The sequence below is a fragment of the Agaribacterium sp. ZY112 genome, assembly GCF_041346925.1.
GTDB lineage: Bacteria > Pseudomonadota > Gammaproteobacteria > Pseudomonadales > Cellvibrionaceae > Agaribacterium.
In genome coordinates this window covers 2,830,894-2,852,917 of the sequence record NZ_CP166840.1, presented here as the reverse complement: position 1 = coordinate 2,852,917, position 22,024 = coordinate 2,830,894, and the positions used below count along the sequence as shown (strand labels likewise).

Here is a 22,024-nt window from a genome sequence, read left to right as displayed (position 1 = left end):
CAAAGCAAGATCAAACAAGACCGCGATTCCCTTGCAAACCACCAGAATGAATAGCCAATACTCTTTGCCCCTGATGAAACATGCCTCGATGCAACCACGCTCGCAAGGCACTAAACATCTTAAGGGTATAGACCCTATCAAGCTCAACACCACACTGCGCTTCGAACGCTTGTTTAAAAGAAGACAAGTCCTTAGATACCCGAGCAAAGCCTCCATCGTGAAACTGGTTACTTAAGCCCCAAGAGATACCATATTGTTGCATGGCTGGCCGCAAGACAGAGCAAACACTATCACCAGCGGCTAATGCACTGACTCCCAGCACAGAGCAATGTTTAGCGCCCGCACTGGCCAAGCCTTGCGCCAACCCCTGCATGGTAGTACCTGTGCCACAAGCGCAAACAAGCCCGTGCCAGTGCTCCGTCGCCAAGTGCCGCCCAAGCGCCTGCAAGCCAAGCAGACCGAGCTCGCCAGCACCACCTTCCGGTACAACAAAGCTAAAGCTCGCTAGATTTAGATCGTGTAAGAGCTGGGTGACAAAAGCCTGATCATGACGCAAGCGATAATCACTACGCGAAATAAAATACAAGCGCATACCTTTGGCCTCAAGATCGACCAACGTCGCAGAAGGCTTAGCTGGGCGCTGCCCTCGGATAATACCAACAGTCGCAATACCTAAGCGCTGCCCAGCGCATGCCAAGGCGTGCAGATGATTACTAAAAGCACCACCAAAGCTCACCATAGGGCAAGCCCGTTTTTCGCTTTCGCTCAAAGATGGAAGGTGCACACACTGGTAGTGACGCAAGTGGCCAAAAAGTTTGTATAACTTATTACCACTTAGCTCAGGATCAATAGCATCATCTCGGCGCAGCCAAAGCTCAACACCTGCTCGCTCAGCCACATCCCAATTAAGACGCTGATTTACGGCCAACAAAGGTAAGGATTCGGCACCGACACTAGGGTTACGCAACAGGTCGACTAAGTGCTCGCTAGTTTTAAATGCGCACGACTGGCCAGTTTTTGGCAATGAGGACAACGATCACTTACTCCAGAGGAAAAATCGATAGGTTTATCAACCCGCTCGACATTCTCTCCGCACACAGCCCCCGTTTCAAGTTCAGCACGACAAATAGGCACCTTGTAATGCTCTAACCATTGCAGATACAGCCCCTCACTAACACCGCAGTGCGTAGCGGCATACGCTTCGGGGCCATCGATATATTGCTGAACTTTATCAACGGGTACGGTTAGATGCCCTGTTCCCGGCTGAAAACTCACTAGAGTCAAACCGCTTGTACTTAAATTCTGCAACAATTGTTCAGCACTCAGGCTAGTCGCCCCCTCAGCTCGCTGGCGTAACATGGCCAACTCGCTCTGCAATTGCTCTTCAAGCTCTTGGCGGTATAACAATTCTAATTCGCAGCTTTGCAAGCGCTGCTTGAGTTCTAAGTCATCATGTTCAAATTTGGCTTTTAACTCCAGCTCAATACTTTCACGCAATAAAAGCTGCTGCTCTTGCTCCGAGCCCACCACATCATCTATTTTGCGCGTGAAATAATCTCGCACCGAAGCAATCTTATCGCTTTGCTGAGCTAACTCTGCCTCTAGCTCAGAAATCTTCGCCTGAGCATACGTAAGCTCCTGTTGAGAGCTAAGAAGCGCCTGATTCTGTGACTCTAAACGCTGCTCAAATTGCTGCTTTGCCAGCTGTTTTTGATTTTCAAACTCACTATTCATCGTTGCAATACGAAGGCGCTGCTCTTTTAAAAGCTGAGCCATATGATCGCGCATTTCTTTGGCGTGCTCTTTGCGCAGCTTATTACCCAGCTCAAGCTCCATTCGCTCAATGCTTTCAGCATCCACCGCCCCATGAGCCGCCACCGTCTCTGGCGAGCGAAACAGCAAACCCATTTTATTTTCAGCGGCAGCCTTTTTAAGTATCAACAGGGTATTATTTTCAGGGCCAAGCTCAGGGTCCCACATGGCACGCTTTAAATGCACTGCAGGGCACTGACTATGGCAGGACATTAAGATGGGGCCAGCGCCAAGATCACGCCCTTTAAAGCCCGACGCAGCCAAATTCGCAAGCGGCAGGTGCCAAGCTTTATGAATACTTCCATCAGGATTGACTGGCAGAGTAAAAAACAAGAGCTTACAGATTTTCAGCTCACTGTTTATTTCAGCATAACAGGCACGAGCCTCTACACCGCTTAAGTCAGAAAGCCCCACAAAACCATCGAGTACAGCTTGAAACTCAGCGATATGCAGCTCTTTAATCAAGCGGCCCTGCTCATCAAAAAAGAACACTGCTTGGGCTAATTCGTTCGCATCAAATATCACACAAACAACCTTTGCAAAGATTTTGTTTAATAATTGAACAGCCAAGCAAAAATTGCGAGCACTTGAGAGCCAACATGTGAACTAGCGCAAATGACAATTTGATTTGAACTCAAGAGCGAGGGCCGGGAGTAAGGCTAGCGATCAATCGTGTATAAAGAAGCAAAGCAGAGAAGAAATTAGATCTAAAAAAGAAGTGTAATAAGAAGAAAGGGATAGCCGCGAGCGTAGGCTCGCGGGCAATACTACAAAGACTAGAAACTTAACTCGTCGAGCTCCATTTCATCATCTAGCTCAAGCATATGTTCCCAACTTGCCTGCTCAAGCATTTCATCGGCGTAATCTTGCATAACGCCCTCCGTGTTGTTGTTTACTTTTTGGTGTTGCCATATTCCCTATGAATGATGACAGTATAATGACAAGGTATAGCACAGAAAGTTCTATCAGGATGGAAATTTATATTTAAACAAGGCAAACACTGCAAGACAGAGCTTAAGACCTTTGAGCTTGGCCTTAAACTAAATAGAGGAGATGTATATCTGTTAGATATAAAAAACCCCTGCATCTTACGATGCAGGGGTTTCTTTATGTGGCGATCCGGAAGGGACTTGAACCCTCGACCTCCGGCGTGACAGGCCGGCATTCTAACCAACTGAACTACCGGACCGCGGTAGTCACAACTCGTATCGTGAGTTAAACGTGGTGGGTGGTACAGGAGTCGAACCTGTGACCTACGCCTTGTAAGGGCGCCGCTCTACCAACTGAGCTAACCACCCCCAACCGAGGCGCGCATATTATAGGGTTTGAAAAAGTTGTCAACACCCCTGCACGATTTTTTTATAAATAATGATATTTTCCATCTGCATAGACCAAGGCCTGATGCTTTTTGTCTGAAACATAAGCAGCTTCAACATTAGCCACATAGATATTGTGGGTGCCATGTTCAATACTGACCTGAACAGAACAAATAAAGACGGCCGGAGACTCCGGTAAGATATACAAGCCACTGGACTCATGCTGCTGCCAATTACCCTGCTCAAAGCGTTCTTCATTTAAGCCTGGGGTGGCACAGAGATCACTCAAAGTTTGTTGCTCTGAGCTTAAAATATTAACACTAAAATAAGCACTTTCAGCTAGCACATTTTCGATTTGCGCACTTTTATTAATACATACGAGTAACGAGGCGGGATCGTCCGACACAGAAGTCAACGACGAGGCCGTCATAGCTGCACGCTCACTCTCGTTATTACCGGCACTAACAATACACACACCGGACGCAAGGTGACGCATCCCTTGACGAAGGCCTTCGGCCAAATCATCTATTTTTTTCAAAGTGAGCCCTACTCAATTTAGCAAAGCTGTCATTATAGCCTGATGCTTAAGCTACTAGCACCTTAAGCTTTTGGAGCAAAAGGGTCCTCCTCTTCTTTATCTTCTTCAATAGCTTCTAGTTTTAACTCTGCAAAACTTGTTGGTAGGGTCACTTCAGGCTCTTCTTCTAACTCAGCACTTCCATCTGCTACCTGCCCTTCTTTCTCAGCAAGCTTAATTCTCAGGCGCAAGTTATTGGGCGAGTCCGCATTAGCGATGGTATCGTCATACCCTGTACGCCCCTCCCTATAAAGGTGAAATAAAGCACCGTCAAAGGTTTGCATGCCTAAATTTTCACTCTTCTCCATAATTTCTTTAATGTCCTCGAGACGAGCCTTAAGCACAAGCTCTTGAATTGTCTTGGTGCCTAATAAAACCTCAACAGCCGCGCAGCGCTTTCCATCCACGGTGGGTATCAATCTCTGGGATACAAAGGCCCTTAAATTCTGAGACAGTGATAACAAAAGCTGCGGTCTGCGCTCTTCAGGAAAGAAGTTAATAATACGCTCAAGTGCCTGATTAGCATTATTGGCGTGCAGGGTAGAAATAGCTAAGTGACCGGTTTCCGCAAACTCTAAAGCGTGCTCCATGGTTTCTCTATCGCGAATCTCACCGATGAGTATGACATCAGGGGCCTGCCTTAATGTATTTTTAAGCGCGTTTCTAAAGCTGCGAGTATCAACACCAACCTCCCGCTGGTTGATGATGCTTTTCTTATGGCGATGAACATACTCCACAGGGTCTTCAATAGTAATAATATGACCGCCCGTGGTGCTATTGCGATGATCAATCAACGCAGCTAACGATGTCGACTTACCCGAGCCGGTACCACCAACAAACAACACCAAGCCCCTTTTGTTAAGGATGACTTCTTTAAGAACAACTGGCAGACCTAAGTCATCAAACTTAGGGATCTCGGTATTGATATTCCTCGCAACAATACTGACCTCATTTCGCTGTTTAAAAATGTTGATGCGAAAACGTCCAACACCAGGAATCGACACAGCCAAATTCATCTCTAACTCATGAGTGAAAGCCTCACGCTGCTCATCATCCATAATCGCTTCGGCGATCGCTTCTATCTCACCGGCCTGATATTTAGTTTGTGACAGGGGTTTTAGCGTCCCTTGAAACTTTGCACACGGTGGCGCTCCCGTACTTAGATAAAGATCAGAACCGTCTTTCTGAGAGAGAATTTTAAGAAAGTTATCTATCGGTGTGCTCATGCACAGCCCTCCTTGCCCATTGCCTTTGAAGTATAGAAAGGAAACGGCAACGCGCAGTGCTTATAAGCTACCTATAAAAGTGCTAGACTCGCGCGCTTCATTCATCCCCCGCTTAAGAGATCAACTATGAGCGACTACAGCACTGTAGAAAAAAAGGTCAGCTACGGCATTGGCCTACAAATGGGCCAACAATTGGCTTCAAACCCTTTTGAAGGCGTAGACCTAGATGCCGTTGGCCAAGGTATCAAAGATATCTTCAATGGCGCAGAACTCGCTGTTCCTCACGAAGAGCTAGACGCTGCATTTAAAGTCATTAGCGAGCGCATGGCTGCACAGAAAGAAGAGCAAGCCAAAGTAGCTTCTGCTGAAGGCGAAGCTTTCCTTGCAGAAAACGCCAAAAAAGAAGGTGTTACCGTACTTGAGTCTGGCTTACAGTACGAAATCATTAATGAAGGTAGCGGCGACAAGCCAACTGCCCAATCAACCGTTAAAACACATTACCACGGCACACTAGTTGATGGCACTGTGTTCGACAGCTCTGTAGATCGTGGTGAGCCGGCTGAATTCCCAGTAAGCGGTGTTATTGCAGGTTGGACTGAAGCACTTCAACTTATGCCTGTTGGCGCCAAGTACCGTTTGTACGTTCCTCACGAGCTTGCCTATGGCGAGCGTGGTGCCGGTGCACAAATCGCTCCTTATGCTGCCCTAATATTTGATGTCGAGCTTCTCGAGATCGTAGGCTAAGCTTGCCTCAAGGCTGAGAACTCTTTCTCAGCCTCCCCCGCCCTCTAAACAGCCTTTAAGTTAGTACAAGCCTCTAATTCGCCCCAAAACAAAACTTGGCTTAGCTTTTTGCACCAGCAGCGTCCATAAAAACCTGCATATATTTGCATTAAAACCAACCAAACCAAGCATCACAGACTCTGAAACCCCTCTTGTTAGCTGACTTATGCATTTTTTTTGATAAAGATGAAACTATGGCGCTGTTGTTGCTGTCACATTAATACAGCAACTAAAAAAGCACTGTTAGGAGTGAACTATGAGAGTTGAAGTTTCTGGCCACCACATTCAAGCGACTGAAGCCTTACGTGAAGCAATCGGCCGAAAACTAGAGCGAATAAATAAACACTTCCCCAACGTTGGTCGTGTGAATGCCAAGCTCAAAGTTGATAAGAACCAGCACCAAATTGAACTCGACACACTCTATTTAGGTAAACACTTAAGCGTTAAAGCCAGTGGTAAAAACATGTACGCCGCCATTGCATCAGCCAGCCCTAAACTGCACGAGGCCTTATCGCGACAAAAGGAGCACAACAAAGCAAGGCGCCATGACAACAGTGAGAGCAATTGGCAGAAAGAAACCCAAGAAACCAGCGATGTAGAAGATACCTACGCTGAGTACGACGAAGCGATATAAGCCCCAATATCGACACTAAAAAAGGCCCTTATTAGGGTCTTTTTTAGTTAACTAAGAAGCAAAATGAAGGCTATGCAGGCACACGGGGCTTATCCGATCTATCAAGATAAGCCTTTGCAGCTTCAACCTTAGGGCTGTGCTGACTAGACATCTGAGGGCGAGATGAGTTTGTTGAGGCGTAACTCATGCCCTCACGAATTAAACGTGCGGTCTCTACAGCTGGGGTACCTCTTGCAATCTTTGGTTGGATATCAAAAGGCTCAGCCCAAGTACCTGCTTTCAATTCAATCTGATGTCCATCGCTGTGAACCAACAACTTGGCTTTTCTAAACGTCCAGCTCATCTCAACAAAATCCTTTGTCTTTTGAAGGCCATACCTTAGGCAGGCATAAACAGCGAGTCAAGCCGATAAAACCGACATTCAGCACAAAAAAGCAACTAATAAAGTACATTTACTATCAGCTCACAAACCCAGAAAAACCTATAAAAAAAATTAAAAAGAAGCCACAAATATATGTTTTAAAAGAAATAAATTAAAAAAACACCCTACTTTTATCTAGTGGTATCGACAATTAACTAGCAAACGTTTTATAGTCATTACAAATAAACCCATTCAAGGAATTCACATGAACATTAAGGAAGAAGTCATCGCCGAAGCGATACTAAAGCGCTTTGTGGATACACGCCTGCCACGCCTACAGGCCATAAAAGAAAGTGTCGACAATGGTGAACGACTATCAGATTACGACCTGACGTTCATGAAAGAGGTTTTAGATGACGCTTCACTCATTCATGCCAAAATTGAAGCTCACCCTGAATATCAAGAGTTAGCGACCAAAGCGATTGAGCTCTATCACCACATTACTGAAGCCGCACTAAAAAACGAAAAAGCCTAATAAAGTAAAGCCCCAAATTGAGAGACAAAAAACTAAGGCGCAAAAAAACGTTCTATTTTGTCCCGCTCCCACATCGCGTCTTTGTAACCAAGCTCAATAAGCTCACGACAATAAGCATGGGTGAACAGTAAATAACTGGCCGCCCCTGCCCCGCCTTCTTTTGCTGTTGCACCACTTGTGCTTAGAAAAAACCTCAGAGCCTTGGGTAAACTAGAGATGCGTCTTGCGGCCAAGCGATCTAAGCGCTTAGTGGGCGATATGATTAAGGTATCGACCTCTCTTAGCCCACCAGTCTCAGCCCCGGAGTCCTTGGGGATTAAGCGCAGCAACTCATTCACTCGCTCCAAGTGCTCTATGTCTCCTTCTAATGAGTCAATAAAGGCGGCATTCATCATTTGCCCCAAGATCTGAGCCAGTGAAGGCGAACGGCTTGGTCTCACAAACTTACCTGTTTGCCCCCAAGACCCGACTGCACGATTACCTGAAACGCCAATAACAAATACTTTTTCTGCCCCCAAGTGCAGCGCCGAGCTAATTGGCGCCATCTGGCGCATAGCGCCATCACCAAAGTACTCCATACTTAGCTTTTGAGTTGGGAAAACCGCAGGGATGGCTGAAGATGCCAATAAATGATCAACCGTGATTAAAGCTGGGGTTCCAACACGGCGATAACGACGCCAACCTTTAAGCTCTGGACGACCTTGAAAGAAGTTAACCGACTCCCCGCTGCTGTAGCCTAGTGCTGTCACACTCAAGGCTGTCAATAAACCTTTATCAATGCGCCTCTGAATATTCCTAAACTCGATCATCGAATTTAATGTATCGCGAAGAGGCGAATTATCCAGCAGAGCAATCGGCTTCTCCCCTCTTGAACCCTGCCTCAATAAGCTGAAAGCGAACTTAAAACCACCACCAAACAAAGACGGCCAATCACTGTGAAAAATCTGATGAATTTCGAGCTCTCGCCAAATATTAGCAAGGTCGTGAGCCGAACGATGGAAGCTTCCTGGGTGGGCAGCAATAGCGGCAGCATTAATTGCTCCAGCTGAGGTACCTGAGATAATCTGAAAAGGGTTTTTAACGTGAGGAATGATATCGCTCACCCCAAGTAAGACGCCTACCTGATAAGCAGCTCTTGCACCTCCCCCAGAAAGAATCAGTGCATTCGCAGACATAAAAAGCCTCTTCTTGCCTTATTTAATACGACAGAGGTGGTAGACACTCAACACTTACGCAGCACTCAAACCAGCTCCAGCGAGTTTAGTCTTTTAACTCTCGACGCAAAATTTTACCGACATTCGTCTTGGGCAACTCATCACGAAACTCGACCAATTTCGGCACTTTGTAGCGAGTTAAATTTGAACGACAGAACTCAACGATTTCGCGCTCGCTTAACTCATCACTTTCACGCACGACAAAGACTTTAACAATCTCACCGCAATCATCATCGGCAACGCCAACTGCCGCAGCTTCCAGAATATCTGGGTGGCTAGTCAGAACATCTTCGATTTCATTGGGGTATACATTAAAGCCCGACACCAAAATCATATCTTTCTTGCGATCAACTATTTTGTAATAACCGTCCTCTAAACAAACCGCCATATCACCCGTGCGGAAATAACCATCTTGACTAAATACCTGTGCAGTTTCTTCATCTCGCCGCCAATAACCAGGCATAACCTGCGGACCTTTGGCGCAAAGCTCACCAACCTCGCCCAGCTTGAGCTCCTGCCCGTCATCATCGAGGATGCGTATATCAGTCTCTGGCAACGCTGTACCAATCGTGCCTAGGCGTATATCGCCATAGGGATTACCCGTTAGTACTGGAGATGTCTCTGTAAGACCATAACCTTCAAGCACATCACAGCCCGTTAAGCGCTTCCAATCATGTGCGGTATCTTCTGTTAGCGCCATACCACCAGCAGAGCTCACCTTAAGGGCAGAGAAATCAATTAAGGCTAAGGATTTATGCCTAACCAAAGCCCTAAACAGGGTATTAATACCGACAAAAATCGTAAATCTAGTCTTACGCAAGGTAGCAATAAAACTATCCAAATCTCTTGGATTAGGGATCAATAGGTTGTGGCAGCCATTTGCAAATGCCGCAAGGCCGTGCAAGTTAAAAGCATAAATATGGTAAAGCGGCAAGCACGCCACAAAGGTTTCTTTACCTTCAACAAAAGCCACTGGCATATGGCTGACCATCTGCCAAACATTGGCACATAAATTTTTATGCGTCAGCATCGCGCCTTTACTGACACCCGTGGTACCACCGGTATATTGAAGAACCGCAATATCGCTCTGCGCAACAGGCTTTATAGAAAACGGCTGAGCAGGCTTTGCCAAGCACTGACGAAATGGCAGCGAACGCTCAAAGGTAAACGCCGGCACTAACTTCTTAACATGCTTCACTACAAAGTTAATTAAAGGGCGCTTTAAGCCCGGATGCATATCGCCAAGCTCAGTCACGATCACATGTTCAAGCTTTGTTTGCTGAACCACCTCACTTGCAGCTTTGGCCACATTCGCCAGTACCACTAAAGCTCGAGCCCCACTATCAAGCAATTGAATTTTAATCTCGCGTGCGCTGTATAAAGGGTTGACGTTAACAACGATTAAACCAGCACGAATAGCGCCATACATAGCAACCGGGTATTGCAATATATTGGGCAATTGAATGGCTATTCTATCGCCTTGTTTTAAACCTAAGTCATGGCGTAGATAACTCGCAAAGCGGGCACTTAATTGATCTAGCTGCTCATAACTTAAACTATGCCCCATGCAAGTAAAAGCCGGCAAGTTCGCATACGCTGTAAACGCATGCTCAATAAGTTCATTGATGGTTTCGTAGCGCTGAGTCAAAGCACAACCTCTTTTAAACAATAATATCTATGATGCATCTAAGCACTAATTAAAACTCATCCATTTCAAAGTCCTGCAAATCTTTAGCACCTGCCTTAATCGTTTCAGCTAAAGCAAGACTACGAGGCAGCACTCGTGAGTAATAAAAACGGGCTGTTTTAAGCTTAGAACTGTAGATAGGATCCGATTGATCCGTATTTTTCAGTGCCAGCTCGGCAGCCTGAGCCCAAAAATAGGCGAGACAAACGTACCCTGAATACATTAAAAAGTCGACACATGCAGCGCTGACTTCTTCGGCATCTTCTATTGCAGCCAGCCCAACATGGGTAGCCAGCCCGCCCCACTGTTTGTTTAATTGGGCCAGCGGGCTAATAAATTCACTTAAGCCTGCCTGCCCCTCACGAGCCTTGCAATAAAGATGAATTTCTTTTGTAAATACCTTTAATAACTCGCCTTGAGTCATTAAAACTTTACGGCCAAGTAAATCAAGCGCCTGTACACCCGTGGTTCCCTCATATAGCGTGCTAATACGAGCATCACGCACATTTTGCTCCATGCCCCACTCAGCGATATAACCGTGGCCACCAAAGCACTGCATCGCAAGGTTAGCCGACTCTAAGCCTGTCTCTGTTAAAAATGCTTTAGCAATAGGTGTTAATAAAGCAAGAAGATCTGAAGCTTTTTTCTTTTCGTCTTTATCAGTGCTTATTTGCTCAATATCCACCTGTTTACAGATGTAATAAATAAGCATACGCCCACCTTCAGCAAAAGCTTTTTGCGTCAGTAACATACGCCTAACATCAGAGTGCACAATGATTGGATCGGCGGGGCCTTCTTTGTTTTTTGCCCCACTGAGCGCTCGCCCTTGCAAACGCTCCTTGCAATAAGCTAAAGACTTTTGATAACCCAACTCAGCATGTGCCAAGCCCTGCAAAGCGGTGCCCACTCGCGCTGTATTCATAAAGGTAAACATGCAGTTCAAACCTTTATTCGCTGGGCCGATTAACCACCCCTGAGCCTCATCAAAATTTAATAAAGCAGTGGCATTACCGTGAATGCCCATTTTATGCTCTAGCGAGCCACAGTTAACGCCATTGCGAGCCCCTACTTCACTTCCTTCTGGTAGGTACTTGGGCACAATAAATAAAGATATGCCTTTAGTGCCTTCTGGCGCATCAGGTAAGCGGGCCAATACGATATGTACAATATTGTCACTTAAATCGTGCTCACCCGCAGAAATAAAGATTTTAGTGCCGCTAATACTGTAAGAGCCATCCTCGCGTGGAGACGCCTTTGTTTTCAGCATGCCTAGATCAGTACCACAGTGGGGTTCGGTTAAACACATTGTACCTGTCCAGCGCCCCTCAATAAGTTTACTAAGGTAGAGCTCGCGTTGCTGCTCAGTACCATGCATGGACAAGGTTCGCATGGCGCCATGACTTAAACCTGGGTACATCGCCCAAGCCCAATTAGCAGTGCCAACTAATTCACTGACCATAGTCCCCAAAGATTCAGGTAAACCTTGGCCGCCATAATTCACATCGTGCGACATGGAAGGCCAGCCTGCCTCCACATATTTCCGATAGGCTTCTTTAAAACCTGTTGGGGTCGTTACCTGCCCATCTCGCCACTGACAACCCTCTCTATCGCCAACTTGGTTCAGCGGCGCAATCACTTGCTCACAAAACTTTGCAGCCTCTTCCAATATGGCTTTGAGCATGTCCGCAGCCAATTCATCGCCCATACCTAAACTCTGGTAATGCGGTTCATAAGCAAGTAGCTCAAGCAATACAAATTCTAAATCCCTTAGACGAGCCTTGTAATCCGTCATACATTCCCCTTTTGCCAAGATAGCGAGCGGCGAAAAGCAATACGCTCCTAGTTAAAGTGTAGAACATATCAATCAGGGTAAAGGCTTAGCGATATAGCAAAGAAGAGAGAAAGAATAGAAGCGTGAAGCTCAAAACAATGGAGCTAACACATCAAACCGGTATAAAGGCTGGTGGATAGCGGCGATATATACGAAAAGCTACAAATCCGCCGAGAAAGCGCTTATTCGGACCGCTCTTGCAGTTTACGCAGGATAAAACCGATTAAGGCAGCAATAGCAATTAAACCACCAACAAAAACAAAGGTGAGCAGTAAGTAACTTAAGAATATTTCTTTGCTTAAGCCAAAACGGGTAAGCATCATCCACAAGCCAACCGCACATGCAATTAGAGTTGTGTACATTGTGTGGCGGCGATTAAATTTAAAAGCAACTTTTTTCACTGTTACAGCCTATCGTGAACCCATTCTAGATGCCTGCGTTCAACTTCATCACCAGGCCTGTGCTCACCATCATCAAGCTCCCAAGTAAAACTGTGCTTGCCGTTGATCTCAGTTTCAAGATGCACCACTGCACTGACCCAATACATGCCTTTAAGCATGGTTTCAAAAGACTCAAGCCAAGAATCCCATTCATATTCGACGCCATCATAGCAAGCTCCAAAAGGAATAAGATAACTATCAAAACCTTCAACCAAACCCTGGCTAATAGGTTTAGAAAACATATCTTTATTCAGGTGCATAAACTCATCGATGTTCGGCAAATTACCTGTTACATCGCTATTTTGATGGCTGCGTTGATCAAGCTCTTTGGCAATGCTCTGATCTTTGATATAGCCGTAAACAACGGACTCACGTTTCATTTATATAACCATTGATTTAATCAATTATTTTAGAAAAACCACCAACCGCTATTTAAACGTTTCTCACATTTTTTAAGTTGCGCACTGTAATTATTTGCCCTGCGAGAAACCTTTTTAGCAACATCTTTCAACCACGGCTTTTTGTTATAGGTTTTGCGAGAATAACCACCCATGCCCTCGTGATAAGCTAAATACAAACTGTAGGCATCGTTGGTTCGAATCCCCAGTTTTTTACTACTTAAATGGTTATACCACGCCACAAAGTCGATGGCATCATCAAAATCGTCACGATCGGCTCCCCAGTGAGGCGCACTGTCTTTATACCAATCCCAGGTGCTGTCTTTAGCCTGCGAATAACCATAAGCACTGCTTAAGCGAGGCCCAGGAATAAAACCTAAGTACTTTTTACGTGGTGGCTTTGCTTTAGCGACAAAGCGACTTTCTTGGTGCATAAAGGCCATATTGACTGAAATCGGTACCCCCCAGCGCTTACTGGCCTTTTTGGCATCTTTATACCAACCACTTTTCTCATCAAAGATGTCACAAATATTGTCTTTATTCTTTGGCGGTGCCGTTGTACAGGCACTAAAGATAAAAACAAAAACAATAAGAGTTATAACTTTTATAAAGCGAAAAAGGGAAGCAGAAAAACAAAAATGTGCCAAGCACGTCTTATTAACCGAATGAACCTTAAGCATGGTGCTGTAAAAACTCTCTAAATTCATCTTCAGTCCAGACATCTACGCCGAGTGATTCTGCTTTGGCAAGCTTTGAGCCAGCACCAGGCCCCGCAACAACACGAGTTGTTTTTTTGCTGACACTGCCGCTGACCTTGGCTCCAAGCTCTAATAACTTCGCTTTGGCTTCATTGCGGCCCATGGTTTCGAGCGTACCAGTCAAAACCCATGTTTGCCCAGCTAGATCCGTTTTCTTTTGCGCTACGTCTTGCCAAACCACACCAGCATCAAGCAACGCATTAACAGTGCATAGGTTTTCAGGCTTTTCAAAAAAGTGCACTATATGAGCAGCAACAATAGGCCCCACATCATCGACCTCAAGTAGCTGCTCTATGCTTGCAGATTGAAGGGCTGTAAGCGAGGCAAAATGCTGTACAAGATTACGAGAAGTTGCTTGCCCTACTTCGCGTATTCCTAAAGAATACAAAAAACGTTCAAAACTTGTTTGCTTGGCTTTAAGCAAAGCATCAATGAGGTTCTGCGCTGATTTCTGCCCCATTCGCTCAAGTGAAGCGAGTTCATGCACTTGAAGCTTAAATAAATCGGCGACATCAGTAATCAATTTTGCATCAACCAGTTGATCAACCAGTTTTTCACCAAGCCCATCAACATCCATCGCATCGCGGGAGGCAAAATGTCGGATGGCCTCTTTAACTTGAGCAATACAACTTAAACCCGCATCACAGCGAATAGCAGCTTCATCATCATTCACGCTTAATATTGAATCACAGGCGGGACAACGCTTAGGAAAAACAATGGTTTGAGCATCTGCAGGACGCTTAGACTCAACCACAGCAACAATCTGAGGAATAACATCACCAGCGCGACGAATAACGACAGAATCGCCAACACAAACAGACAGGCGCTCTATTTCTTCGCGGTTGTGCAAAGTAGCATTACTCACCGTTACACCACCAACAAAGACCGGCTTCAACTTAGCAACAGGAGTAATCGCTCCTGTGCGCCCCACTTGAAACTCAACCGATTCAAGCTCAGTTATCTCCTCTTGAGCAGGAAACTTTCGCGCTATTGCCCAGCGCGGTGCCCGAGAAACAAAGCCTAGCGTATCTTGAACCGCAAACTCATCAACTTTAAATACAATACCATCAATATCAAAGGGTAAGCGGCTACGCTTAGCTTCCATCGACTCAAAATACTCAATACACTGCTCAATCGTATCAACGCTGTCGAGTAAATCGCTAACTAAAAAACCCCAGCACTTTAACTGACTTAAAGCACCACTATGGCTTTGTGCAAAATGCTCCCCCTCGACATAGCCGACACTATAAGCGCAGAACTCCAAGGATCGCTGAGCAGTTACTTTTGAATCGAGCTGCCTTAAGCTGCCTGCCGCAGCATTGCGAGGATTAACAAAAGGTTTTTGATTGTTAGCAGCTGCGCGCTTGTTAAAAGCCTCAAAACCGGCGTGAGGCATATACACCTCACCACGCACCTCAAAAAGATCTGGAAAGCCCTGTCCACTTAAACGCAAAGGCACACTTTGAACCGTTCTAATGTTTTGCGTTATGTCTTCGCCACGACGACCATCACCACGCGTGGCAGCTTGTATAAGCTTGCCATTCTGATAAATAAGGCTAGCAGCAATACCATCAAATTTAGGCTCACAAACAAAACGATAATCATGATCGCCTTCGAGCCTGTCATTTATTCGTTTTTGAAACGCGAGTAAATCGTCATTTGAAAAAGCATTGTCCAAACTGAGCATAGGAATACGATGCTCAACAGAACTAAAGGCATCTAGCGGCGCGCCACCAACACGCTGAGACGGTGATTCAGCTGTACGCCATGAAGGTTCTTGATTCTCTATTTCTAATAAGCGCTGAAATAAACGATCGTATTGCGAATCTGAAATTTCAGGGGCATCAAGCACATAATAACGATGTCCGTGATAGTGCAATTGCTCACATAGGGCCTGATATTCTTGCTTCAGGCTCGTCTTATCTATCATTTAACTGCTAGCACTCATTTATAAAGCTTTTGTTTGCGTTCAAACTCAATCACGCGCTGGCGACCATGCTCAATGCTTTGATTGGTTAAGGTACTGCGATTTTCATCTTTTAACTCACCACCAAGCTGCTCTGCAATACTTTTTGCGGTGCGTACTAAATCGTCATAAGCCTGCACCCCTTCACCGGCACATGGCAAAGTTAAAAACAGGCAAATACCAGGTGTTTGACTTTCGTTCATCGAACTTAAGTCAAAATTACCCGGCTCTATCATATTGGCAGCGCTATAAAGAACTGCACCGTCAGCGTCATTATCTAAGTGTCGATTAAAAATACCGCGCTGACCAAATTTCATATTAACGTCAGTTAATGCCGCTAATAAGGCGTCGCCATTAAAGATCAAGCCTTTCGGTGACATAACATTAATAATCAATAGCTCTTCAGGTTGAGTAGGAACAGGCTCACTCTTTTCATCTGATTTACTTGAAAAGGAAGAAAATAAAGATTCTTTTTTCTTTTCTTCCTTTTTACTGTTTCTCTTTTCCGTGACCAGCCTATCCGCTTGAGCCCCCTCCTGAACAGCTGCCGCAGAATGTAAACCCAGCGAGCTCTCAAGATCATCAGTGGATGAACTCGTGCTTACTTGGTCAACACCAAGAATCTCATCAAGATCACTTAACTCACCCAATTTTGGCTCGGATTCTTCCTGAACCACACTGTCCATTAACATCGGCACAGGCTCATCAAGGTCCAGTTGATTTTGCACAGGCTCTGCGCTGATTTTCTGCTTATGCACAACTGACTCAGCAGCCTCTGAAGACGGCTTTTTACGTGCTGGGCTAACAATGGATGTTGCCTCAGACGAATCTTGCTCTCCAAAAAGCTTGTCAGCACGACGCGCATTTGCGCTTAGTTTAACTTTTTCGCCGCGACCTTTACGCGCGCGACGAATACCATCAAGAACAATGGCAATAATCAATATGACAATAATGACCGACACGGTATCGCTCACAACAGCCCTCTCCTTAATTACAATGCTGCAAGTTCTGCAGCTTCCTCAACATCTACGGTCACCATACGGCTGACCCCCGCTTCTTGCATAGTTACACCAAGTAGGTGATGCGCTTTTTCCATGGCGATTTTATTATGCGTAATATAAATAAACTGAACATGCTCAGACATCGCCTCAACGATGTTTGCATAGCGTCCAACGTTCGCATCATCCAATGGCGCATCAACCTCATCAAGCATACAAAACGGCGCAGGATTAAGTTGAAAGATAGAAAATACTAAAGCAATCGCCGTCAACGCTTTTTCACCACCTGAAAGTAAGTGAATGGTTGAGTTTTTCTTACCAGGAGGTCTTGCCATAATGGCAACACCGGTATTTAACAAGTCATCACCAGTTAACTCGAGGTAAGCATGACCGCCACCAAACAAACGCGGGAACAAGCCCTTGAAACCACTGTTCACTTGATCGTAGGTTTCTTTAAATCGCGTACGTGTTTCTTTATCAATTTTACGAATAGCTGCCTCAAGTGTTTCTAGCGCTTCGCATAAGTCATCGTTTTGCTCATCAAGATAGAGTTTACGTTCACTTTCTGTTTTATATTCATCAATCGCAGCAAGATTAATGGCGCCTAAACGCTGAATTCGATTAGCAATGGCTTGCAGCTCTTGCTCTAGCGCTTGTTCGCTATCATCTTCGGCAATACTGGCAAGCACAAAATCAAGATCCAACTCTTGTTCTTTAAGCAACTGTTCAATGTTCTGCGCTTTCACTTCCAAAGTTTGCAAATCAAGGCGCGAAGATTCCAACTTACCGCGCTGCTCTGCCACAGTTTTCTCTGCGTTATCTCGCTGACTTTCAGTATCGCGCAAAGCGTGTTCAGTCTCTTCAAGCTCTGCTCGAGCCTCACCAAGTTTCTTCTCGAGGCTCACTCGACGCTCAAGTAAATCTTCAAGCTCTAGCTGGCTTTCCTCTTCAGGGTTAACAGCTTCTTCAAGTGACTCACGCAACTGCTCGCGGCGCTCGGTCATTCGCGCAATTTGTTCGTTTAAACGCTGAATACCTGAGCGCATGGATTCAAGTTGACCTTGAGCTGAACGCTGACGCATAGCCAGCTCGTGGCGCTTATCTTGAGCATGGCGAGCTTTCTGGCGGGCATCATCCAAGGTCGAACGCAGGTCATCACGCCGAGCTAACAGCGTTTCACGCTCTTCAGTATCACTTTCAATCGCCATAATGGCTTCTTCTAACAAGGCACGAGCCTCTGCTAGATTTTCAGTCTCTAAATCGAGCTGCTGAGCGATTTCACCAAGGTCTTGCTTTGCACGCTGTTGAGCCTGTAAAGCTTTCTCAATTTTACTCTTTTGCAGATTTAAGCTGTCACGTAAGCTATTGCTTTCACGGCGCTTATGTTCTTGCTCGCGGCGCGTTTGCTCTGCGTCGCTTTCAGCCTGCTTTAATGCCTCTTTACTTGCTGATATTTGATCAGCAAGTTCATCAATCTGTTCACTTTTCTCGGCAACACTGGCACTGAGCGTCTCGATCTCAGCGGTGCGCGCAATCACACCGGCTTCACTGTCACTGCGACGTGTCACACGCAACCAATTAAGGCTTAACCAATAACCATCTTTAGTCACGATGCTTTGATCAGCGCTTAAGGATGCCAAGCGCGCCTGAGCTTGAGCTAAATCGTCAACACAGAAAATGTTGTTAAGCTGCGCAGGGATACTGTAATCACACTGAACTTTAGAGGCCAAGGTATCGGCTTCAGCACTAATTGAAGCAGCTTTAGCCACGACGTCCAAGCTGATATCAAGCGCACTTAAATCGCCCAATAAGGCGTCAATTTCAGTATCGGCGCACACGGCTTGCAAGGACGAACCCAATACAACTTCTAAAGCGCTTTCCCAACCGCTGTCGACCTTCAGTTTTTCAGCTAAACGCTGTTCGGCATCCAAGCCTTGGCTGTCCATCCAAGCTTGAGCATCACCGCCTTCTTTACCAAGCGCGGCGGCCTGCAAGGCTTCAAGTGAGGCTAAGCGACCTTTATCACTTTGCAAGCTACTTAATACTTGGTTGCGCTGCTCGGCCGTGTCGGCATGACTGTCGCGTAGCTCGGCAATGCGCTCAGAGAACTCGCCACTCTTTTCACCGAGCTGCTCTATTTCAAGCTCAAGCTCGGCCAGCTGTTCTTCTTGTAACTCAAGCTCTTCAGCATCAATGCCGTGATCTGTATCGGCGTTTTCCGCCTCAATTTTTTCTTTTCGCTGCAATAAACGCTGCTGAACTTGTTCTAGGTATTGAATGCGACTCTGCTGAACTTCAGCCGCTTGCTTAGGCTCAGCAGCTTTTTGGTTAAATGAATCCCAGTCTTGTTGCCAAGCATGCATAGACTCTTCGCTGCCCTGCAAGGTTTCATGGGCAAGCTCTTGAGCCTCTTCAAGCATCTCGATCTCGGGGCCAAGCTCAAGTAATTCAGCTTCCCAACCTTCAACTTTTTCTTGGTCAAGATTCAAATGTTCGCTGGCATCACGCACATCGCGCTCAGTTTGTTCAAGATCGAGGCGCAAGGTGCGCTCACGCTCTTGAGTGTGCTTGATGCTTTGCTCAATACGAGCAATATCAGCTCCCAAGGCGTAAAACTTGCCTTGAACCTGATTAAATAAATCGGATTTTTCACTGAAATCGGTACGGTATTTTTCAATCGCTGAATCAAATTTCACGCGCTGGGTAACGGAAGCCTCAACCCCCAACTCGGCTTCGGTGATCTCTTTTCGAAGCACATCACCTTTATTTTTTAAGACGCTGTAACGCAAGCCTTGTAGCTTGGCACTAAAATCACGCTCATCCTTTTTAAGAATGGAGTATTTCTCAGCAGCTTTGGCTTGGCGCTCAAGGCGAGCGAGCTGACGCTCTAACTCTTCACGAATATCGGTTAAGCGCTCTAGGTTCTCATGCGTACGACGCATGCGACTTTCGGTATCTTTACGGCGCTCTTTATATTTAGAGATGCCGGCAGCTTCTTCAATATAGACACGCAAATCTTCAGGCTTAGCGTCAATCAAACGACTGATCATGCCCTGCTCAATAATCGCGTAACTGCGCGGGCCTAGACCTGTGCCCAAGAAGATGTCGGTAATATCACGACGACGACAGCGGTTGCCGTTTAGATAATAAAGGTTTTGAGCATCACGTGTCACCCGGCGCTTTACACTGATTTCAGCGTAACCTGCGTATTCACCGGTGATCGTGCCATCACTGTTATCAAACACCAGTTCGATGGATGCCTGACCAACTGGCTTACGGGAGTTAGAGCCGTTAAAAATAACATCCGTCATGGCTTCGCCGCGCAGGTTTTTGGCTGAGCTTTCACCCATCACCCAACGTACAGCATCGATAATATTCGACTTGCCACAGCCATTGGGGCCTACGACCGCACACATATTGCTCGGTAAATTCACCGAAGTGGGATCGACGAAGCTCTTAAACCCCGCGAGTTTAATGGTCTTTAAACGCATACTGCTGTTTTTATCCTAAGGTATTTCAAGCGCGGAACTATTGTTTGTTTTTAGCCGAACGCCATATAAGCAAGCCCTCTTAGCTTGCTCAAATCCAAGGGTCAGATTCTACACATTTCAAACAGAATTGATAGCAAGCAGAACCACTGTCCCCATAAGCCCTATTAGCGCAACTGCTCACTGATAATCAACTCTACGGCAGCACTGTCTTTAGCCAAAACAATAGGCCCTTTACTTATCGTCCAATCACCCGCTTGCGGTGAGGCTGATCCTTGTAAAGAAACCCTTGCGACGGCTTCTAATTCTGGCGCCGAATGAATGTCCATGCCCTGAGCCATAGCGGTATCACTGTTTAAACGTACGATCTTAGGTAGCTCAGAAACTTGAATACGCTGAATAGCCAAAGGCATTTTGCTGCCCTGCCAAGCGCGAGCATATACAAAAACCGTCTCATTTCCGGTCAAGCCCGTAACCTCTTCTCCTAGTGAAACATGAATAAGTAAGTCTGCCTTAGCATCATCGCTTGCAGGCTTTTGCACTGCTTTTTTACTTGGGCGTAATCCATTTTTGGCCAATGCTTCTTTAGCACTAGCTATACCACCACTGAGAACCCGAGCCGCAGATGAATTAGGGTCAAGCTGTTGCACCGCCGCTTGCCAAAGGCCAATAGCCTGCTCATATTTACCAGACTGAAAAGCATCAATACCAGCCAAGCCGAGTGCGGTCGGCATTTGAGGGTCAATCTCCAATGCCTTGGCTGTCTGCTTGCGCACCTCAGGCGTCACCGTATTGCCTGCACGCATAAACAGAGACTGCGCCAACTCAGCACGAACACGAGACGAATCGGGATACAAAACAAGCAACTCCATATAAGCCTGTACCGCCAATTCAAAATCACCAAGATCGGTAGCTGCTGCGCCCAACATAAACCAAAGCTGACCATTTTCTGGGCGTTGTTGTAAACGCGCCTGTAAACGATCAACTAAAACTTGCCTTTCCTCACGTGTTGCAGGCGTAGACGACATAAACATTGCCCGGCTCATCTGTGTGATATTCCAATCTTCTTTCGCTCCTAACTGCCCATAAAGCACTAAGGCACAAATAGGGAGAAGTACGCACATCACTAAGAAAATACGACGGGTGAAACGTCCAGGCACCACACTAGGAGGCACCGCATCTAAGGTATGAAAGTCGAGCTTGATACTTGCCGCCGTATCATTCGAACCATCTGCGTCACGCTTTGCCTGAGCCTTAAGCCCTCGGCGCAAAGCCGTAAAATGACGCACAAAAGGCCAAGCCAGACTCAAGGCTGCCAATACTGAAAATACTAAAAAAACCTGCCAAAAAGCCATTATTCGCTACGCTCGCCACTTAGGTCTGAATCATCATGCTGTTGTGTTGCTTGCCTATCGGCTTTGTTTTGCCCTTTTCCTGCTTCAGCTATACGCTGACTACGCCCACGCAGCACAGCAAAAAACACAACCAGTAATAGGGTAAATAAGATAGGAGGTCCCAACCATAAAATGGCTGTCTCTTTTTGCTTAGGAGGCTCATACAAAACAAAATTGCCATAGCGATCGACCATCAACTGCTTAATCTCTTCTTCGTTCTGCCCCTGAAGAATTTCTTCAGCAATCACATCACGCATCGTCTTAGCAATTTCAGAGTTCGAATCTGCAAGGTTCTGGTTCTGACATTTAGGGCAACGTAAACCCGCATTCAAATTATTAAAGATGTCACGCTGATGGGTACTATCAAAAGCATAGAGATCTTTATTCTCTGGTTCTGCATGCAAGCTAATAGGAGCAGTAAGGGCCAGCAACAGCACTAACAGGGTTTGAACGCGTTTCATCGGACATACTCAAAAACAAAGATGCCGCATTATAACCAGCTTCAGCCTCGACGCTAGCAAAGCCCCCCAAGCAAAACGCCTTTAGATTAAAAACCATGCACTCACGCCCAACTTTCAACCACATCGAACAAAGTTCATTCCAAAT

At 45.9% G+C, this 22,024-nt stretch carries 19 protein-coding genes and 2 tRNA genes; 3 read left to right on the top strand and 18 right to left on the bottom strand.

Features of this window, described 5'->3' with window-relative positions:
* Window positions 1-10 precede the first annotated feature (10 nt).
* The 6 genes from AB1S55_RS12380 to AB1S55_RS12355 form a co-directional block, all read right to left on the bottom strand.
* The gene (locus AB1S55_RS12380) at window positions 11-967 is read right to left on the bottom strand and encodes a 1-aminocyclopropane-1-carboxylate deaminase/D-cysteine desulfhydrase (RefSeq protein WP_370978491.1); all 957 of its coding nucleotides are present in this window, start codon (window positions 965-967) and stop codon (window positions 11-13) included.
* A gap of 8 nt (window positions 968-975) precedes the next feature.
* Window positions 976-2,337, bottom strand: coding sequence for a hypothetical protein (locus AB1S55_RS12375; protein ID WP_370978490.1), 1,362 nt, complete (start codon window positions 2,335-2,337; stop codon window positions 976-978).
* A gap of 587 nt (window positions 2,338-2,924) precedes the next feature.
* Window positions 2,925-3,001: transfer RNA gene (locus AB1S55_RS12370), tRNA-Asp, on the bottom strand.
* Window positions 3,002-3,034: 33 nt separating this feature from the next.
* A tRNA-Val gene (locus tag AB1S55_RS12365) sits at window positions 3,035-3,110 on the bottom strand.
* A gap of 61 nt (window positions 3,111-3,171) precedes the next feature.
* Window positions 3,172-3,666 (bottom strand): flavin reductase family protein, encoded by a 495-nt coding sequence (locus AB1S55_RS12360; protein WP_370978489.1) that lies wholly within the window; start codon window positions 3,664-3,666, stop codon window positions 3,172-3,174.
* Between the two features lie 62 nt (window positions 3,667-3,728).
* On the bottom strand, window positions 3,729-4,931 hold the full coding sequence (locus AB1S55_RS12355; protein ID WP_370978488.1) for a PilT/PilU family type 4a pilus ATPase: 1,203 nt from the start codon (window positions 4,929-4,931) through the stop codon (window positions 3,729-3,731).
* A gap of 126 nt (window positions 4,932-5,057) precedes the next feature.
* Here AB1S55_RS12355 and AB1S55_RS12350 point away from each other — a divergent pair, with 126 nt between their 5' ends.
* Window positions 5,058-5,675, top strand: coding sequence for an FKBP-type peptidyl-prolyl cis-trans isomerase (locus AB1S55_RS12350; RefSeq protein WP_370978487.1), 618 nt, complete (start codon window positions 5,058-5,060; stop codon window positions 5,673-5,675).
* A gap of 295 nt (window positions 5,676-5,970) precedes the next feature.
* Window positions 5,971-6,348, top strand: a complete 378-nt coding sequence (hpf, locus tag AB1S55_RS12345; RefSeq protein WP_370978486.1) for a ribosome hibernation-promoting factor, HPF/YfiA family — start codon at window positions 5,971-5,973, stop codon at window positions 6,346-6,348.
* Window positions 6,349-6,418: 70 nt separating this feature from the next.
* Here hpf and AB1S55_RS12340 read toward each other — a convergent pair whose 3' ends face one another.
* On the bottom strand, window positions 6,419-6,691 hold the full coding sequence (locus tag AB1S55_RS12340; RefSeq protein ID WP_370978485.1) for a hypothetical protein: 273 nt from the start codon (window positions 6,689-6,691) through the stop codon (window positions 6,419-6,421).
* Window positions 6,692-6,974: 283 nt separating this feature from the next.
* Between AB1S55_RS12340 and AB1S55_RS12335 the strand changes: the two genes are divergently transcribed.
* Complete coding sequence (locus AB1S55_RS12335) at window positions 6,975-7,244, top strand: hypothetical protein (RefSeq protein WP_370978484.1); 270 nt, start codon at window positions 6,975-6,977, stop codon at window positions 7,242-7,244.
* A gap of 32 nt (window positions 7,245-7,276) precedes the next feature.
* Here the strand turns inward: AB1S55_RS12335 and AB1S55_RS12330 are convergent, their stop codons facing one another.
* From AB1S55_RS12330 to AB1S55_RS12280, 11 genes are all read right to left on the bottom strand, one after another.
* Window positions 7,277-8,419 (bottom strand): patatin-like phospholipase family protein, encoded by a 1,143-nt coding sequence (locus AB1S55_RS12330; RefSeq protein WP_370978483.1) that lies wholly within the window; start codon window positions 8,417-8,419, stop codon window positions 7,277-7,279.
* Between the two features lie 85 nt (window positions 8,420-8,504).
* A complete protein-coding gene (locus AB1S55_RS12325; RefSeq protein WP_370978482.1) occupies window positions 8,505-10,106 on the bottom strand; it encodes an AMP-binding protein in 1,602 nt (533 codons plus the stop codon).
* 49 nt (window positions 10,107-10,155) lie between these two features.
* On the bottom strand, window positions 10,156-11,937 hold the full coding sequence (locus tag AB1S55_RS12320; RefSeq protein WP_370978481.1) for an acyl-CoA dehydrogenase C-terminal domain-containing protein: 1,782 nt from the start codon (window positions 11,935-11,937) through the stop codon (window positions 10,156-10,158).
* Window positions 11,938-12,158: 221 nt separating this feature from the next.
* Entirely contained in the window at window positions 12,159-12,377 is a 219-nt protein-coding gene (locus AB1S55_RS12315) for a hypothetical protein (RefSeq protein WP_370978480.1), read from the bottom strand.
* A gap of 2 nt (window positions 12,378-12,379) precedes the next feature.
* Window positions 12,380-12,796, bottom strand: coding sequence for a hypothetical protein (locus AB1S55_RS12310; RefSeq protein ID WP_370978479.1), 417 nt, complete (start codon window positions 12,794-12,796; stop codon window positions 12,380-12,382).
* A 29-nt stretch (window positions 12,797-12,825) separates the two neighbouring features.
* Window positions 12,826-13,521, bottom strand: coding sequence for a transglycosylase SLT domain-containing protein (locus AB1S55_RS12305; RefSeq protein ID WP_370978478.1), 696 nt, complete (start codon window positions 13,519-13,521; stop codon window positions 12,826-12,828).
* Window positions 13,487-15,502 (bottom strand): NAD-dependent DNA ligase LigA, encoded by a 2,016-nt coding sequence (gene ligA, locus AB1S55_RS12300; protein ID WP_370978477.1) that lies wholly within the window; start codon window positions 15,500-15,502, stop codon window positions 13,487-13,489. Before ligA ends, AB1S55_RS12305 begins: the two co-directional genes overlap by 35 nt.
* A 14-nt stretch (window positions 15,503-15,516) precedes the next feature.
* A complete protein-coding gene (zipA, locus tag AB1S55_RS12295) occupies window positions 15,517-16,512 on the bottom strand; it encodes a cell division protein ZipA (RefSeq protein WP_370978476.1) in 996 nt (331 codons plus the stop codon).
* Window positions 16,513-16,529: 17 nt separating this feature from the next.
* On the bottom strand, window positions 16,530-20,027 hold the full coding sequence (gene smc, locus AB1S55_RS12290; protein WP_370978475.1) for a chromosome segregation protein SMC: 3,498 nt from the start codon (window positions 20,025-20,027) through the stop codon (window positions 16,530-16,532).
* A gap of 164 nt (window positions 20,028-20,191) precedes the next feature.
* Window positions 20,192-21,379, bottom strand: coding sequence for a tetratricopeptide repeat protein (locus AB1S55_RS12285; protein ID WP_370978474.1), 1,188 nt, complete (start codon window positions 21,377-21,379; stop codon window positions 20,192-20,194).
* Window positions 21,379-21,879, bottom strand: a complete 501-nt coding sequence (locus tag AB1S55_RS12280; RefSeq protein ID WP_370978473.1) for a cytochrome c-type biogenesis protein CcmH — start codon at window positions 21,877-21,879, stop codon at window positions 21,379-21,381. Before AB1S55_RS12280 ends, AB1S55_RS12285 begins: the two co-directional genes overlap by 1 nt.
* Between the last annotated feature and the right edge of the window lie 145 nt (window positions 21,880-22,024).

Coding starts and splice junctions, on each gene's coding strand:
- AB1S55_RS12305 (WP_370978478.1), bottom strand. CDS start 13,521: ATGAATTTAGAGAGTTTTTACAGCACCATGCTTAAGGTTCATTCGGTT.
- AB1S55_RS12350 (WP_370978487.1), top strand. CDS start 5,058: ATGAGCGACTACAGCACTGTAGAAAAAAAGGTCAGCTACGGCATTGGC.
- AB1S55_RS12335 (WP_370978484.1), top strand. CDS start 6,975: ATGAACATTAAGGAAGAAGTCATCGCCGAAGCGATACTAAAGCGCTTT.
- AB1S55_RS12355 (WP_370978488.1), bottom strand. CDS start 4,931: ATGAGCACACCGATAGATAACTTTCTTAAAATTCTCTCTCAGAAAGAC.
- AB1S55_RS12320 (WP_370978481.1), bottom strand. CDS start 11,937: ATGACGGATTACAAGGCTCGTCTAAGGGATTTAGAATTTGTATTGCTT.
- AB1S55_RS12285 (WP_370978474.1), bottom strand. CDS start 21,379: ATGGCTTTTTGGCAGGTTTTTTTAGTATTTTCAGTATTGGCAGCCTTG.
- AB1S55_RS12330 (WP_370978483.1), bottom strand. CDS start 8,419: ATGTCTGCGAATGCACTGATTCTTTCTGGGGGAGGTGCAAGAGCTGCT.
- AB1S55_RS12340 (WP_370978485.1), bottom strand. CDS start 6,691: ATGAGCTGGACGTTTAGAAAAGCCAAGTTGTTGGTTCACAGCGATGGA.
- AB1S55_RS12280 (WP_370978473.1), bottom strand. CDS start 21,879: ATGAAACGCGTTCAAACCCTGTTAGTGCTGTTGCTGGCCCTTACTGCT.
- AB1S55_RS12310 (WP_370978479.1), bottom strand. CDS start 12,796: ATGAAACGTGAGTCCGTTGTTTACGGCTATATCAAAGATCAGAGCATT.
- smc (WP_370978475.1), bottom strand. CDS start 20,027: ATGCGTTTAAAGACCATTAAACTCGCGGGGTTTAAGAGCTTCGTCGAT.
- ligA (WP_370978477.1), bottom strand. CDS start 15,502: ATGATAGATAAGACGAGCCTGAAGCAAGAATATCAGGCCCTATGTGAG.
- hpf (WP_370978486.1), top strand. CDS start 5,971: ATGAGAGTTGAAGTTTCTGGCCACCACATTCAAGCGACTGAAGCCTTA.